The 15,157-nt window shown below is 72.8% G+C and carries 14 protein-coding genes; 11 read left to right on the forward strand and 3 right to left on the reverse strand.

Going from position 1 to position 15,157, the window contains the following annotated elements; genetic code table 11:
- Positions 1–89: 89 nt before the first annotated feature.
- Positions 90–1,385, forward strand: coding sequence for a M18 family aminopeptidase (locus F4556_RS17735; RefSeq protein WP_184916853.1), 1,296 nt, complete (start codon positions 90–92; stop codon positions 1,383–1,385).
- 70 nt (positions 1,386–1,455) lie between these two features.
- Here the strand turns inward: F4556_RS17735 and F4556_RS17740 are convergent, their stop codons facing one another.
- Positions 1,456–1,878, reverse strand: a complete 423-nt coding sequence (locus F4556_RS17740) for a DUF350 domain-containing protein (RefSeq protein WP_184916856.1) — start codon at positions 1,876–1,878, stop codon at positions 1,456–1,458.
- 102 nt (positions 1,879–1,980) lie between these two features.
- Between F4556_RS17740 and F4556_RS17745 the strand changes: the two genes are divergently transcribed.
- From F4556_RS17745 to F4556_RS17755, 3 genes are all read left to right on the forward strand, one after another.
- A complete protein-coding gene (locus tag F4556_RS17745; protein ID WP_246511038.1) occupies positions 1,981–2,286 on the forward strand; it encodes a hypothetical protein in 306 nt (101 codons plus the stop codon).
- A gap of 5 nt (positions 2,287–2,291) precedes the next feature.
- Positions 2,292–3,512 (forward strand): glutathionylspermidine synthase family protein, encoded by a 1,221-nt coding sequence (locus tag F4556_RS17750; protein ID WP_184916859.1) that lies wholly within the window; start codon positions 2,292–2,294, stop codon positions 3,510–3,512.
- Between the two features lie 62 nt (positions 3,513–3,574).
- Entirely contained in the window at positions 3,575–5,389 is a 1,815-nt protein-coding gene (locus F4556_RS17755) for an NHL domain-containing thioredoxin family protein (RefSeq protein ID WP_184916863.1), read from the forward strand.
- On the opposite strand, the gene F4556_RS17760 is transcribed toward F4556_RS17755, so the two are convergent.
- Together F4556_RS17760 and F4556_RS17765 are read right to left on the reverse strand one after the other, a co-directional pair.
- Positions 5,352–6,485 carry an acyltransferase family protein gene (locus tag F4556_RS17760; RefSeq protein ID WP_221503637.1) on the reverse strand — a complete coding sequence of 378 codons (1,134 nt, stop codon included), beginning with the start codon at positions 6,483–6,485 and terminating at the stop codon, positions 5,352–5,354. The two genes, F4556_RS17755 and F4556_RS17760, sit on opposite strands and share 38 nt — an antisense overlap.
- 157 nt (positions 6,486–6,642) lie before the next feature.
- Positions 6,643–7,245, reverse strand: coding sequence for a GNAT family N-acetyltransferase (locus tag F4556_RS17765; RefSeq protein WP_184916866.1), 603 nt, complete (start codon positions 7,243–7,245; stop codon positions 6,643–6,645).
- A gap of 178 nt (positions 7,246–7,423) precedes the next feature.
- Here F4556_RS17765 and F4556_RS17770 point away from each other — a divergent pair, with 178 nt between their 5' ends.
- The 7 genes from F4556_RS17770 to F4556_RS17800 are packed head-to-tail and all read left to right on the forward strand — an operon-like array spanning position 7,424 to position 15,156.
- A complete protein-coding gene (locus F4556_RS17770; RefSeq protein ID WP_184916869.1) occupies positions 7,424–8,905 on the forward strand; it encodes an MFS transporter in 1,482 nt (493 codons plus the stop codon).
- 32 nt (positions 8,906–8,937) lie between these two features.
- Positions 8,938–10,014 (forward strand): iron-containing redox enzyme family protein, encoded by a 1,077-nt coding sequence (locus F4556_RS17775; protein WP_184916872.1) that lies wholly within the window; start codon positions 8,938–8,940, stop codon positions 10,012–10,014.
- Positions 10,011–11,012 (forward strand): EamA family transporter, encoded by a 1,002-nt coding sequence (locus F4556_RS17780; RefSeq protein ID WP_184916875.1) that lies wholly within the window; start codon positions 10,011–10,013, stop codon positions 11,010–11,012. Before F4556_RS17775 ends, F4556_RS17780 begins: the two co-directional genes overlap by 4 nt.
- Positions 11,009–11,272, forward strand: coding sequence for an acyl carrier protein (locus F4556_RS17785; RefSeq protein ID WP_184916878.1), 264 nt, complete (start codon positions 11,009–11,011; stop codon positions 11,270–11,272). Before F4556_RS17780 ends, F4556_RS17785 begins: the two co-directional genes overlap by 4 nt.
- Complete coding sequence (locus F4556_RS17790; RefSeq protein ID WP_184916881.1) at positions 11,269–12,774, forward strand: amino acid adenylation domain-containing protein; 1,506 nt, start codon at positions 11,269–11,271, stop codon at positions 12,772–12,774. The genes F4556_RS17785 and F4556_RS17790 overlap by 4 nt, the downstream gene beginning before the upstream one ends.
- Positions 12,774–13,946 (forward strand): acyl-CoA dehydrogenase family protein, encoded by a 1,173-nt coding sequence (locus F4556_RS17795; protein WP_184916883.1) that lies wholly within the window; start codon positions 12,774–12,776, stop codon positions 13,944–13,946. Before F4556_RS17790 ends, F4556_RS17795 begins: the two co-directional genes overlap by 1 nt.
- On the forward strand, positions 13,939–15,156 hold the full coding sequence (locus F4556_RS17800) for an acyl-CoA dehydrogenase family protein (RefSeq protein WP_184916886.1): 1,218 nt from the start codon (positions 13,939–13,941) through the stop codon (positions 15,154–15,156). Before F4556_RS17795 ends, F4556_RS17800 begins: the two co-directional genes overlap by 8 nt.
- Position 15,157: the final 1 nt, after the last annotated feature.

Raw genomic sequence — 15,157 nt, forward strand, 5'->3', positions numbered from 1 at the left:
CACAGCGTCATGTCCGTGTACGGGCATATGCTCGGGGTCGAAGACCGGTCCCCCATCCGGCTTCCGCCCTCCCTCAACTCAGGAGCAGCATGTCGACCGCCGTCCGCCCGGCCTCCTTCGACCGAACGCACACCGACGACCTGATCGCCTTCCTCGGCACCTCGCCGTCACCGTTCCACGCGGTGGCCAGTGCCGCCGAGCGGCTCGAGAAGGTCGGCTTCCGTCGAGTGGCCGAGACCGAGGCCTGGGACGCGGCCGCCGGCGGCCGGTACGTCATCCGCGGCGGCGCGCTGATCGCCTGGTACGTCCCCGAGGGGGCCGGTCCCGAGACCCCGTTCCGGGTGGTCGGCACGCACACCGACTCGCCGAACCTGCGGGTCAAGCCGGTGCCGGACACCGGCTCGGCCGGCTGGCGGCAGATCGCGGTCGAGGTCTACGGCGGCGTCCCGCTGAACACCTGGCTGGACCGCGACCTCGGCCTGTCCGGCCGACTGGCGCTGCGCGACGGCAGCGTGACGCTGGTTCAGATCGACGAGCCGCTGCTGCGGGTGCCGCAGCTGGCGATCCACCTGGACCGCCAGGTGAACGAGGGCCTGAAGCTCGACAAGCAGCGTCACCTGACGCCGATCTGGGGGATCGGCACGGTCAACGAGGGCTCCCTGGTCGAGTACGTGGCCGAGCGGGCCGGGGTGCCGGCCGACGCCGTCGTCGGCTGGGACTTGATGACGCACGACGTCCAGCCGCCGTCCTACCTGGGCCGCGACCGCGAGCTGCTGGCCGGGCCCCGGCTGGACAACCTGCTCTCGGTGCACGCCGGCACCGCCGCGCTGGCCGCCGTCGCGGGCACCGCGCTGCCGTACATCCCGGTGCTGGCCGCCTTCGACCACGAGGAGACCGGCAGCGAGTCCGACACCGGCGCCCAGGGCCCGCTGCTCGGCAACGTGCTGGACCGCAGCGTCTACGCCCGGGGCGGTACCCCCGAGGACCGCGCCCGCGCGCTGGCCGGGACGGTCTGCCTGTCCTCCGACATGGGGCACGCGGTGCACCCCAACTACAGCGAGCGGCACGAGCCCGGGCACCACCCGATGCCCAACGGCGGCCCGATCCTCAAGGTCAACGTCAACAACCGCTACGCCACCGACGCGGTCGGCCGGGCGGTGTTCGCCGCCGCCTGCGAGAAGGCCGGCGTGCCGTGGCAGACCTTCGTCTCCAACAACTCGATGCCCTGCGGCACCACGATCGGCCCGATCACCGCGGCCCGGCTCGGCATCACCACGGTCGACTGCGGCATCGCGGCGCTCTCGATGCACTCGGCCCGCGAGCTGTGCGGCGCGGACGACCCGTACCTGCTGGCGGCGGCGCTCAAGGCCTTCCTGGAGGGCTGACGGACGCCGAAGGGGGCGCCCACCGGATGGTGGGCGCCCCCTTCGTGACGTTCGGTCTTATGACGCTCGGTCAGGCGATCGAGGCGGCGATGATCGCGGCCACCGCGAGGTTGCAGCTGGCGGTGACCCAGACCGCCGGGTGCGGCTCCGGGTCGACCAGGATGGCGCCGAGCTTGCCCGGGGTGACCACGTCCAGCAGCCAGAAGGCCACCGCCATCAGGACCAGGCCGAGCAGGCCGAAGGTGGCCGTCGCGGCCAGGCCCTTCCCGAAGTCGTCGTAGGTGTACATGATCGCGGTGAAGACGATCCCGCCGATCCCGAGCAGCGCGGAGCTGAGCACCACGGCCGCGTTGCGGTTGCGCTCCACCCAGATCTGGTGGCCGAGCTTGCCGGGCGTCAGCACGTCGACCAGCCCGACGCCGAGCAGCAGCAGGACCACCCCGACGGCGCCGAATACGGCAGCCGCGCCAAGCCCGTTGACGATGTCGTGCACGGTGAGCCCCCTGGGAGGAACGAGTCGGTGTCCCGGCCCGGGACCGGCCAAAAGATATCCCATCGGGTCGGTTTCCGGACCTCCCCAGTAGCATCGTCGGCCATGACCTCCACTCCGGTACCCGAGCGCAGACGCTCGGGCTTCGTCGCCCTCGGCATGGTCGGCACCCTGGCACTGGCGCTGACCAGCTGCTCGTCGAGCGGCAACGCGCCGCGCCGCTGCGTCGACCCGGGCAGCCTCAAGGTGCTGGACAACCACTCCTGCTCGGACGGCAAGACGGCGGCCGGCCGCTGGTACTACTGCGGCTCCGGCTCGGGCATCGCCACCGGCGGCACCTTCGCCAAGGGCGACACCAAGCGCGGCGGCTTCGGCTGCCCGAGCGGCTCGAGCGGTTCGGGCGGAGGTTGATCCTGATGCGCCGTCACACCATCGACCCCCGCCCCGACTGGCAGCCCACCGTGGAGGGCCAGGGCCTGATCTACGCGGTCTGCGAGGACCCCTGCAACCAGGGCGGCCCGCACGCCTACTGGGACGAGAGCGCGTACTACGAGTTCTCGCTGCCCGAGGTCGAGGCGCTGGAGGAGGTGGTCGAGGAGCTGCACGAGCTCTGCCTGACGGCCGTCGAGCACGTGGTGCGGACGGAGCGGTACGCCGACTACGGCCTGACGGACCCTCGGCTCACCGCGGTGATCGCCGAGTCCTGGCGGCGCCGCGACGAACAGCCGTCGGTGTACGGGCGGTTCGACCTGGCGTACGACGGCGTCGGCCCGGCCAAGCTGTTCGAGTACAACGCGGACACCCCGACCTCGCTGATCGAGGCGGCCGGCCCGCAGTGGTTCTGGATGGAGGAGCGCTTCCCCGGCGCCGACCAGTGGAACTCGCTGCACGAGCGCCTGGTCGCCTCCTGGCAGCGGCAGAAGCACCTGCTGCCGCCCGGTCCGGTGCACTTCGCGCACTCGCGTGGCGACAGCGAGGGCGAGGACTGGATGACCACCCTCTACCTCCAGGAGACCGCCGAGCAGGCCGGGATCGAGACCGTCGGCATCGCCATGGAGGACATCGGCCTGGACGGGCTGACCGGCCGGTTCGTCGACCTCGACCAGCGGTTCATCCGTTCGGTCTTCAAGCTCTACCCGTGGGAGTGGCTGACCGAGGAGGAGTTCGCCCCGGCCCTGCTCGGCGGGATCGACCTCGGCGGCTCCACCGGCAGCACGCTGTGGATCGAACCGGCCTGGAAGATGCTGCTGTCCAACAAGGCCCTGCTCGCCGTCCTCTGGGAGCTCAACCCCGGCCACCCCAACCTGCTGCCCGCCTACCTGGACGGCCCGCGCGAGCTGGTGGAGACCGGGTACGCGATGAAGCCGCTGCTCGGCCGCGAGGGCGCGGGCGTCCGGATCGTCGAACCGGACGGCAGCCAGACCCGGCTGGCCGCGTGGGCGGGCGATCCGGACCGGTACGGCGCCGAGGGCTTCTGCTACCAGCAGCTCTGCCCGCTCCCGGACTTCGACGGCAACCGCCCGGTGCTCGGCACCTGGGTGGTCGACGGCGAGGCCGCCGGCCTCGGCATCCGCGAGACCGACGACAGCCCGATCACCCACCAGGGCGCCCGCTTCCTGCCGCACCTGATCCGCTGACGGGCCTGCTGGGGCCTTTGCGTACCGGAATCAGCCGTGGCCCGATGCGGTTGGATGGGGGCATGGCTACTCGTGCACGTGTCCGCGCCCCCGAACTGGTGGGGAAGGGCGGCTGGCTCAACACCGGCGGCAAGGATCTGTCGCTGGCTGACTTCCGCGGCAAGATCCTGGTCCTCGACTTCTGGACCTTCTGCTGCATCAACTGTCTCCACGTCCTGGACGAGCTCCGGGAGCTCGAGGAGAAGCACCGCGACACCGTGGTGATCGTCGGCGTCCACTCGCCCAAGTTCGTGCACGAGGCCGACCACCAGGCCGTGGTGGACGCGGTGGCCCGGTACGAGGTGCACCACCCGGTGCTGGACGACCCGGAGCTGGTGACCTGGAAGCAGTACGCGGTCCGGGCCTGGCCGACGCTGGTGGTGATCGACCCGGAGGGGTACGTGGTCGCCCAGCACGCCGGTGAGGGGCACGCGCACGCGATCGCGAAGCTGGTCGAGGAGCTGGAGGCGGAGCACGCGGCCAAGGGGACGCTGCGGCGCGGCGACGGCCCGTACGTGGCGCCGGAGCCGGTCGCGGGGGACCTGAAGTTCCCGGGCAAGGCGGTCCGGCTGCCGGACGGGCACTACCTGGTCGCGGACTCCGGGCACCACTCACTGGTGGAGCTGGCCGAGGACGGCGAGACGGTGGTGCGGCGGATCGGCGACGGCGAGCGCGGGTTCGTGGACGGTACGGCGCCCCGGTTCAGCGAGCCGCAGGGGCTGGCACTGGCCCCCGAGGGGCTCGGCTACGACGTGGTGGTGGCCGACACGGTGAACCACGCGCTGCGCGGGGTCCGGCTCTCGGACGGTTCGGTCAGCACGCTGGCCGGTACCGGCAGGCAGTGGTGGCAGGGGTCCCCGACCGAGGGCCCGGCCACCGAGGTCGACCTCTCCTCGCCCTGGGACGTGGCGTTCTTCGACGGCCGGGTCTGGATCGCGATGGCCGGCGTGCACCAGCTCTGGGCGTACGACCCGGCCACCGGCACCGTCGGGGTCGCGGCCGGCACCACCAACGAGGGCCTGGTGGACGGCCCGGTGGCGGAGGCGTGGTTCGCCCAGCCGTCCGGCCTGGCGGTCTCGGCGGACGGCGAGAAGCTCTGGGTCGCCGACTCGGAGACCTCGGCGGTCCGCTGGGTTTCACGTGAAACACAGTCCGTGCACACCGCGGTCGGCACCGGCCTGTTCGACTTCGGCCACCGGGACGGCGCGGCCGACCAGGCGCTGCTCCAGCACCCGCTCGGGGTGACCGTGCTGCCCGACGGCTCGGTGGCGATCGCCGACACCTACAACCACGCGCTGCGCCGCTTCGACCCGGCGACCGGCGAGGTCAGCACGCTGGCCACCGACCTGCGCGAGCCCTCCGGCGCGGTGCTGGTCGGCGAGGACATCGTGGTGGTCGAGTCGGCCCGGCACCGGCTGACCAGGCTCCGGCTCCCCGAGGAGGCCGTCCGGGTGGACGCGGTCGCCCACCGCACCCAGCGCGCCGCCACCGAGGTGGCACCGGGCGCGCTCCGCCTCGACGTGGTCTTCCAGGCCCCCAGCGGCCAGAAGCTGGACGAGCGCTACGGCCCGTCCACCCGCCTGCTGGTCAGCTCCACCCCGCCCGAACTCCTGCTCTCCGGCGCGGGCCCCGACTCCGACCTCACCCGTGAGCTGGTCCTCTCGGACCAGCTCACCGAGGGCGTCCTGCACGTCTCGGCGATGGCCGCCTCCTGCGACGACGACCCGGAGATCGAGTACCCCGCCTGCCACGTCCACCAGCAGGACTGGGGCGTCCCGATCCGGATCACCCCGGCCGGGATCAGCCGGCTGCCACTGGTGCTCGCCGGTCTGGAGTGACCTCGGACGCCGGCTGCTCGGCGGTGGCCGGACGGGAGGTGGGGAACTTCCGGTCCAGCCACTTGATCAGCCGGCGTCCGTTGCCGATCATCGGCTGCTCCACCCAGCGGTACAGCCCGTCGGCGGCGAACAGCGCGACCAGCGTGACGGCGGTCGCGAACAGCGGCGTGCCACCGGGCAGCCACGGCGCCAGCACGGCGACCACGCCGACCGCCAGGGCCTGCAGCAGGTAGACGCCGTACGAGCGCTCGCCGACGAAGACCAGCGGGCGCAGCGAGAGCACCCAGCGGCCGGGGCCGGGGCCGAACAGCGAGGGCAGCAGGACGGCGACGGCGAGGCCGTAGAGGAAGACGGCGGGCTGCTCGCCACCGAAGTACTTGACCAGGTCCCGCAGGTGCAGGTGCAGGACCAGGAAGGCGGCCGCGACCGCCACCCCGGTCAGCGGGTGGGTGAGCGGACGGAACAGGGCGTACCCGCGCCGGTGGTGCAGCACCACGGCGAGCAGCGCGCCGGTCAGCAGGACCGAGTAGTGGATGCCCATGCCGTGCCAGGTGTCCGACCACCGGATCAGCACCAGGACGATGGCCGCCACGGCGAGCGGCGCCCGGAGCTTCCGGGAGATCGCGCCGACCAGGATCAGCGCCAGCGGCCAGACCAGGTAGAACTTCTGCTCGATGCCGATGGTCCAGGTGTGCAGGTACGGGGTGTCGCCCGCGAGGTGGTACTCGCTCATGAAGCCGAGGAAGTGCGGGAGGTGGTTCATCAGCACGTTCCAGCTGTAGCCGGAGTGGTAGACGCCCAGGGCCGTGGCCGCCAGCCCCAGGTAGTAGAGCGGCACGATCCGGAAGATCCGGCGCAGGTAGAAGTTGCGCAGCGATATCCGGCCGGTCCGGTCCTTCTCGCGGAGCATCAGCGTGGTGATCAGGAAGCCGGAGACCACGAAGAAGATGTGCACACCGATCCAGCCGGACAGGAACACCACCTTGCCGCCGCCGTAGTGGAAGAAGATCACGATCACGGCGGCGATCGCCCGGAGTCCGTCCAGCGCGTCGAACCTCCTCAGCGCGAGGAATTCGGCGTGGGTCAGGGTGCGCATGGGGCGTCTCCGGGCTGATGGGCTGACAGGCGGGGGATGGCACATCATCGCCGATGGGCGCCTGGCCCGGCGAACGGGCCCCCGGATGTCAGCCCGAACGGGCGTTGCTGCTCAGCCCGAACGGCCCTTGGCCCTCAGCCCGGACGCCCCCGTGCCGTCAGCCCATCGGTCCCGCTGCCAGGCGGGTGGTCAGGCGGTCCTTCGCCGTGGGCCACTCGTCGGCGAGCATCGAGAAGTACACGCTGTCCCGCCAGCTGCCGTCCCGGCGCTGGCGGGAGCGGCGGAAGGTGCCCTCGTACTGGGCGCCGAGGCGCTTGATCGCGTTCTGCGAGCGCTCGTTGAGGTGGTCGGTCTTCCAGCAGACCCGGCCCATGCCGAGGTCCTCGAACGCGTGGGTGAGCAGCAGCAGCTTGGACTCGGTGTTGACCTCGGTCCGCCAGACCTGGCGGCCGTACCAGGTGCCGCCGATCTCCAGGCTCTCGTCGTCGGCGGAGGCGTCGAAGTAGCAGGTGACGCCGACCGCCTTGCCGGTGCTCAGGTGGATCACCGCGAAGGGGTCGCAGCTCGGGTCGTCGATCCGGGCGGTGAGGTTGTCGGCCATCTCGGCCGGGGTGGTGGGGATGGCCACCGGCACCCAGCGAAACACCTCCTCGTCGTTGCCGGCCGCCTCGAAGAGGTCGGCGGCGTGGGCGGGGGTGAGGGGCTCCAGCCGGACATGACGGCCGGTCAGGACAGTGGGGGAGGGCAGCTTCGCGGTCATGGGGAAACGCTAACGCGTCATTGAACTAGGTGCAACACATATTTGCACTAGTGCAAAGGCTGCCAGGTTGCTGCCACCGCGCCTGCAGCTTGCTGACCCCGGAACCCCTGGGAGGGGCAGGGGCGGCCCGGCATCGTTTTCGGAGTCGTACCGACTCCAAGAAAGCGAGCCCGCTCCGATGGCTGTCCTGGCCGAAACCCCCCTGGTGGCAGACCCGCCGCCGGCCCCGACCCGGTTGTCGGGTCAGCACAAGCTGATCCTCGCCCTACTGCTGGGCACCCAGTTCATGCTCACGGTCGACTTCTCGATCCTGAACGTCGCGCTGCCCGACCTCGGCGCGGACCTGGCCTTCTCGAAGGCGAACCTGCAGTGGGTGGCCACCGCCTTCGCGCTGCCGGCCGCCGGCTTCACCCTGCTGTTCGGCCGCTTCGGTGACCTGTTCGGCCGCCGCCGGCTGTTCCTCGGCGGGATGGGCCTGCTGGCCGCCGCCTCGCTGCTCGGCGGTCTGACGGACAGTCAGCAGCTGATCATCGTGGCCCGGGTGCTGCAGGGCCTGGCCACCGCGATGGCCACCCCGGCGGCGCTCTCGCTGCTGACCACCGCCTTCCCGGAGGGCGCGCTGCGTGACAAGGCGCTCGGCCTCAACGGCGCGCTGCGTGACAAGGCGCTCGGCCTCAACGGCGCGCTGCTGTCCGGTGGTTTCACCGTCGGCGCGCTGCTCGGCGGCGTCCTGACCGATGTGCTGACCTGGCGCTGGGCCTTCCTGCTGAACGTGCCGATCGCGCTGCTGGTGCTGTTCGTGGCGCCCGCCGTGATCAAGGAGAGCCGGACCCCGGACAAGGTGAAGCTGGACATCCCCGGCGCGATCACCGTCACCGCCGGCCTGCTCGCGCTGACCTACGGCTTCACCGCCGCGGGCACCGAGGGCTGGAGCGACCCGGTCGCGCTCGGCTCGCTGGCCGCCGCCGTGCTGCTGCTCACCGCGTTCTACCTGATCGAGCGCAAGGCGGTCGCCCCGCTGGCCTCGGTCCGGATCCTGAACCGCCCCTCGGTCAAGTGGGGCAACGTCGGCGGCTTCCTGGCCTTCGGCATGGAGACCGCGGTGGTCTTCATGATGACGCTGTACCTCCAGGAGGTGCTGCACTACTCGGCGATGGCCACCGGTCTGGCCTTCGCGGTGCCCGGTGTCGCGGCGGTGCTGGCAGGTCTCGGCGCGCCGAAGCTGATCGGCCGCTTCGGCAGCCGCAACGTGCTGGTCGGCGGTCTGCTGGTGCAGGCGGTGGCCAACCTGCCGCTGCTGCTCCTGGACGTCGAGAAGGGCTGGTTCGGCCTGGTCCTGGCGGTGCTCGGGATCGGCTTCTACGGCAACGTGACCGCGATCGTCGCCTTCAACGTGACCGCCACCTCCGGCCTGCCGAACGAGGAGCAGGGCCTGGCCACCGGCCTGACCACGCTCACCCAGCAGATCGGCTTCACCCTCGGCATCCCGCTGCTCAGCTCGATGGTGGCGCTCGGCGCCTCCGGCCACCAGGACAGCGGCTCCGCCGCGGCCCTGCTGGACGGCATCCACCTCGGGGTCGGCGTGGACGTCGCGGTGACCGCGGCGGGCCTGGCCCTGATCGCCACCTTCCTGCGCTCGGCCCGGCAGCCCTCGGCCTGAGTCCGTCCGAATTCCCACACCCGAGGAGAACCATGAGCACCGCAACGGCCGAACAGCTGGCCCCCGCCGTCGACGCGGCGGACCCGGTCCCCGGATTCGGCGCCCAAAAGTCCCGTGAGTTCGTCGAGTGGTTCCTGCCCTGGCTGACCCGGGGCGCCGAGGAGCTGGACCGGGCCTTCGGCGAGCCCGCCGTCCAGGCCGAACTGCTGGACGCCGTACGCTCGCTGGCCGTCCTGCGGGAGTCCGGGGACGAGGACGCGTTCTTCGCGCAGCAGTACCTGCTGTCCCGGATCTACGCCCTGCACCTTCAACTCCCCAGCGGCGCCTCGGCGGAGGGCTCGGTCGTGCTGCACGCCGTGACCCGGCGCCTGGAGCTCGACACGATGGCCGCCGAGGACGCCCGGCTGGACGAGGAGGTGCTGGTCGGCGCGCCCGAGGACGCCGAGGCGTACGTGCCGTGGCTGAAGGAAGTCACCCGCGCGCACCGGGCGTTCAAGCACCCGTACTACCACGAGTTCGTCCGCAACGAGGCGAACCCCTCGGACCTGCGCCGGTACATCGTGCAGGAGTCGGCGGTCGACTCCCGGTTCGACGACCTGCTGGCCCTGATGCAGCTCGGGACCAGCGGTGGCGCCAAGTTGGAGATCGCCACCAACTTCTGGGACGAGATGGGCAACGGTGACCCGCTGCAGGTGCACACCCTGCTGTTCGGCAAGATCATCGACTCGTTCGGGATCAGCGACGCCGAGCTGGAGGGCGGCCTGACCGCCGAGGCGCTGCTGAGCGGCAACCTGGCCGTGCTGTGCTGCCGTTACCGCAGCCTCTTCCCGGAGGCGGTGGGCTTCCTGGCGATGACCGAGTGGCTGGTGCCGGACCGCTTCTCCCAGGTGCTGCACGCCTGGCGCCGGCTGGACCTGCCGCCGGCCGCGATCGTCTACCACGACCTGCACATCGGGGTGGACGCGCACCACGCCAGCGGCTGGTTCGCCAACGTGGTCAAGCCCGCGGCAGCCGACCCGGCCACCCGTCGGGCGATGACCCGGGGCGCCCTGTGGCGGCTCAACTCCTCGGCCAGGTACCTGGATCACAGCCTGGCCTGGTCCCGGTGACCAGTTCGCACCGGCGGTTCCAGGTCATCGCCGCACTGCTCGCGGTGTGGGTGCTGTGGGGCTCGACGTTCCTCGGCATCCGGGTGATGGTCGGTGCCGCGCCCCCGCTGTTCGCGGCCGGGGTCCGGTTCACCGCCGCCGGGGCGATCCTGCTGACGGCGGTGGCCTGGGCCGCCCGTCGGCGCAACCGGCACAGCACCCCTGACGGGCACGGGCCCGGCGTCCGGGAGCGGCTGCGCGGCCGGGCCGGGCGGTTCGCCCTGCTCGGGGTGCTGCACTTCCTGTGCGCCAACGGCCTGGTCAGCGTGGCCGAGCAGCGGCTCCCCTCGGCGGCGGCGGGCGTCTGCTTCGCCACCGTGCCGCTCTGGACGCTGCTGCTGCGCGCGGTCACCGGCGGCCGGCCGACCGCGGCCGATCTCGCCGTGGTGGCCTGCGGGTTGGGCGGGGTGGCGCTGCTGCTCGGCTTCCAGGCCGGGCCGCTGCTGCCCTCGCTCCAGGTGCTGGCCGCCGCCGCGGTCTGGGCGCTGGCCGGCCACCTGGCCGCCCGTCCGGACCGGGCGGCCGGGCCGCCCGCGGGCCCCGCGCTCAGCTCGGCGGTCCAGATGGTCTCTGGCGGACTGGCCCTGCTGACCGCCTCGGCGGTCGGCGGCGAGTGGTCCCGGATCAGGCCGGAGGCGCTCACCTCGGTGTCGTTCTGGCTGGCCGGGGCGCACCTGGTGCTGCTCGGCTCGCTGGTCGGCTTCTGGGCCTACATCTGGCTGGTGACCAAGGTCGACCAGCGGCTGGCCGGCACCTACGCGTACGTCAACCCGGTCGTCGCGGTGCTGCTCGGCTGGCTGCTGCTGGGCGAACGCCTGCCCACCGGCGCCCTGTTGGGCACCGCGTTGGTCACCGCCGCGGTCGCCTGGACGGTGCTCTCGCAGGGCGCCCGCCGCGACCGCCCGGCAAAATCCTCCCCTCCCATTCCCCTCACTCAGACAACGAAGGCGAACACATGAGCACCATCGTGGCCGACACGGTCCGGGACAACCTGATCCAGACCCTCGGCGTGATCAAGAAGCGCGAAGTCGGCGCCGAGCTGGCCGCCGACGACAACTTCATGCGGGCCCTGAACATGGACTCGCTGGACGCGGTCGAGCTGACGGTCCGTCTGAGCAGCGACCACGGCGTCGAGTTCGGCGCCGAGCCGGACGACCTGGACGCCCTGGAGAGCCTCAGCGCGCTGATCGACCTGGTGGTCCGCCGGGGTACCAGGTGACCGGCAGCCTGCTCCGGGCGCTGGCCGGACACGCCGGGACGGCGCCGGGACGGGCCGCCCTGGTCACCTCAGGCCGGCGGCTGAGCTACCGCGAGCTGTACCGGGAGGCGGCCGCGGTCGCCTCCGGTCTGGCCCGGCGCGGTGTCGGCCGGGGTGCCCTGGTCGGGGTGCACGGCGAGAAGTCGGCCGCCGCGGTGACCGCCCTGCTGGGCGTGCTGCTGGCCGGTGCGGCGTACGTACCGCTGGACCCGTCCGCCCCGGCGGCCCGGCGGCGCGGCCTGGTCGGCGACGCCGGCCTGGCGGCCGTACTGGGCTCCAGGACCAGGCTGCCCCGGCTGACCGCCGAGCTCGGGCCGGTCCCGCTGCTGGCCGTGGAGGACCTGGTGGAGGAGCACGGCGCCGAGCCGTTCACCCCCGTCGAGGTCGGCCCGGAGGACCTGGCGTACGTGCTCTACACCTCGGGATCGACCGGGCGTCCGAAGGGCGTCTGCATCCCGCACCGGGCGCTGGACGCGTTCTTCGCGGGGGTCGGGCCGCTGCTGGAGATCGGCCCCGAGTCGGTCTGCCTGAACACCTCGGCGCTGCACTTCGACGTCTCGGTGGTCGACCTGCTGCTGCCGCTGCTGCACGGCGCGACCGTGCACCTGGGCCCGGCGCTGCCGCTGCCCGCGCTGCTGCTGGACCTGATCGAGCGGGAGCGGGTCACCCACCTGGCGGCGGTCGGCTCCACGCTGACCCTGCTGGCCCAGCAGGGCGACGGGCTGACGGGCCGTCGGCTGGGCGCGCTGCGCCGGATCATGACCGGGGCCGAGGTGCTCAACCCGGCCACCGTGCAGTCCTGGCTGGCGGCGGCGGAGCAGGTCCGGGTGGTGAACGGGTACGGCCCGACCGAGGCGACCTGCCTGGTGGTGGCGCAGCCGATCGCCGAGCGCGAGCCGGGCCGGACCGCGCACTACCCGATCGGCCGGCCGCTGCCTGGTGTCACGGTGGCCTTCCGCTCGCCGGACGGCACCGTCACCGAGCACGGACCCGGCGAACTCCTGATCGCCGGAGACCAGTTGATGACCGGTTACCTCAACCGTCCGGAGGAGCAGGCGGCCGCCTTTCTGGAGGTGGCCGGGGTCCGCCACTACCGCACCGGCGACCTGGGCGAGCGCGGCCCGGACGGCGTGATCGCCTTCGCCGGGCGGGCCGACGACGAGGTGAAGATCCGGGGCTACCGGATCAACCTGAACGAGGTGCGCGGCTCGGTGGAGTCCCACCCGGCGGTGGCCCAGGCCTTCGTGGCCGCCGCCCCGGACGAGCGGGACGGCCTGGCGCTGGCCTGTGTGGTCCGGCTGCGGCCCGGGGCCGAGGCGGACCAGGCGGGGCTGGCCGCGCACGTGGCCGGGGCGCTGCCCCGGTACATGGTGCCGCGCGAGTTCGTGCTGGTGCCCGAGTTCCCCGCGCTGTCGACCGGCAAGCCGGACACCGTCCGGCTGCGTGAACTCGTGGGGGCATGATGACCGTCCTGCAGGGTGTCAGAACGGGCTGGTTCACCCCGGCCCAGGAGGAGTTGCGGGCGGGCCTGGCCGCCCACCTGGCGGCCGAGGTCGAACCGCACATCCCGGCCTGGGAGGCGGCCGGCCGGTTCCCGGTCCGCGAGGTGCTGGCCGGGCTCGGCGCGGGCGGCTGGCTCGGGCTGCGCTTCCCGCGCGAGCACGGCGGCGCCGGCGGCAGCGCCTGGGAGCACGTGGTGTTCGCCGAGTGCCTGGGCGGGCTGTCCTCGGACAGCGTCGGCATGACGCTCACCGTGCACAACGACATGGTCGCCCCGATGATCGCCGAGGGCGGCACCCCGGCTGCGGTGGACCGGTTCCTCCGCCCGGCGCTCACCGGGGAGTACGTGCTGGCGCACGCGGTCTCCGAGCCGGGCGCGGGCTCCGACGTGGCCGCGGTGACCTCCACCGCCACGCCGGTGGACGGCGGTTACCTGCTCACCGGCAGCAAGCGCTGGGTGGTCGGCGGCCTGTACGCGGACGCGTTTGCGGTGCTGGCCCGGCTGCCGGAGGCGCGCGGACCGTTCGGCCACGTGCTGCTGATGGTGCCGTTCGGCGAGGGCGTCACGGTGACGGCGGGTGCCCCGACGCTCGGACTGCGGGCGGCCGGGGTGGCGGGCACGGTCGACTTCGACCGGGTCTTCGTCCCGACCGAGTACCGGATCGGCGGCCACGGGCTCGGACTGGTCACCCAGCTACGGCAGTTCGAGCAGGAGCGGATCATCTCCGCCTGCCGTGCGCTGGCGATCGCCGACCGGCTGCTGGAGCGCACCAGGGAGCGGCTGGACCAGCGGATCAGCTTCGGCGCCCCGATCGGCAGCCGACAGGACGTCAGCTTCCGGCTCTCCCGGCTGCGCGCCGAGGTGGAGAGCGCCAGGCAGCTGGCGTACACCGCGATCGACCGCTGGGAGGGCGGCGCCGACTACCGCTCGGCCTCCGCCGCGGTGAAGCTCCGGTCCAGCCGGCTGGCCCGCACGGTGGCCCGTGAGTGTCTCCATCTGCACGGCGCCGCCGGGCAGTTGACCGAGAGCCCGGCCAACCGGGCGTTCCGCGATGCCCGGCTGTTCTCCATCTCCACCGGATCGGACGAAATGATGATGACCACCCTGGCACGGCTGGCGGGCTGGGATGACTGACACCGCCGCACCTGACACCGCGAGCTCCACCGCCGCGCCCCAGCGCGACCTGGCCCCGCTGGTCGTCCGCCGGGAGCCGGCCGCCAACCCCGACCAGGACTACGCGGACCGGGTGGCCGCCTTCGTGGCCGCCCACCCGGAGCTGCTGGCCACCGACCGCTGGGAGGACCCGGCCGTGCCGCCGGTCCGGGAGCTGATCGGCGCACTCGGCGCGGCCGGTCTGCTCCGGGCCGCCTGGCCGGCCGCCACCCCCGAGGTGGACGGCCGCAGCCCGCGCTGTCTGGCGCTCGGCCGGGCGATCCAGCTGCACACCGCCTTCGCCCAGGTCGCGAACGGTGCCCCCGGCGCCGCCGTACTGACCCAACTGGAGGTCGGCACGCGGCTGTTGACCGGCCACCCGGAGCTGCTGGACGGCCTGCTGGACGGCACCGTCACGGTCTCGCTGGCCGCCACCGAACCGGACGGCGGCAGCGATCTCTCCACCCTGACCACCCGGGTCGGCCGGGACGGTGAGCGGCTCACCGTCACCGGGGAGAAGTGGTTCATCAGCAACGCCCCGTTCGCCGACCTGCTGCTGGTGCTGGCCGAGGACCCGGAGCAGCACACCGGGCCGCGCCCCGGCCCGGCCCTGCTGCTGGTGGACACCAGGCAGGCCGGGGCCGGCGAGGTCGAGGTGACCGCGCTGGGCGGCTCCGGCCACACCGGGCTGACCGGCTCGATCAGCCTGCGCTCGGCCCCGGTCCGGGCCGTGCTGGCACCCGCCGGGCAGGGCCTGCTGACCCTGATGCGGCACTGGATCCACGAGCGGGTGATGCTCACCGTCCGGATGACCGCGCTGGCCCAGGCGGTGCTGGACGACGCGGTCAGCGGGGCCCGGCACCGGAGCACCTTCGGCAGCCCGCTGCTGACCAATCAGCACGTCCGCTTCCTGCTCGCCGAGCTCTCCGCCGAGGTGGCCGAGGTTCGCTCGGCCGCGCTGCAGGGCGTCCGGCTGCTGGTGGAGGGCGGCTGCACGGCGGCGTACGCCGCGATGTGCAAGTACCGGGCCTCGGTGCTGCTGCGCCGGGTCGCCGACGAGGCGATCCAGCTGGCCGGCGCCGACGGCTACCGCACCGGCCACCCGGCCGAGCGGGCGCTGCGCGACGGCTTCGGTCTGGCGCTGGCCGGTGGCACCGACGAACTGATGCTCATGCAGATCGAGAGAGGATGAC

This window comes from Kitasatospora gansuensis, assembly GCF_014203705.1.
GTDB classification, from domain to species: domain Bacteria; phylum Actinomycetota; class Actinomycetes; order Streptomycetales; family Streptomycetaceae; genus Kitasatospora; species Kitasatospora gansuensis.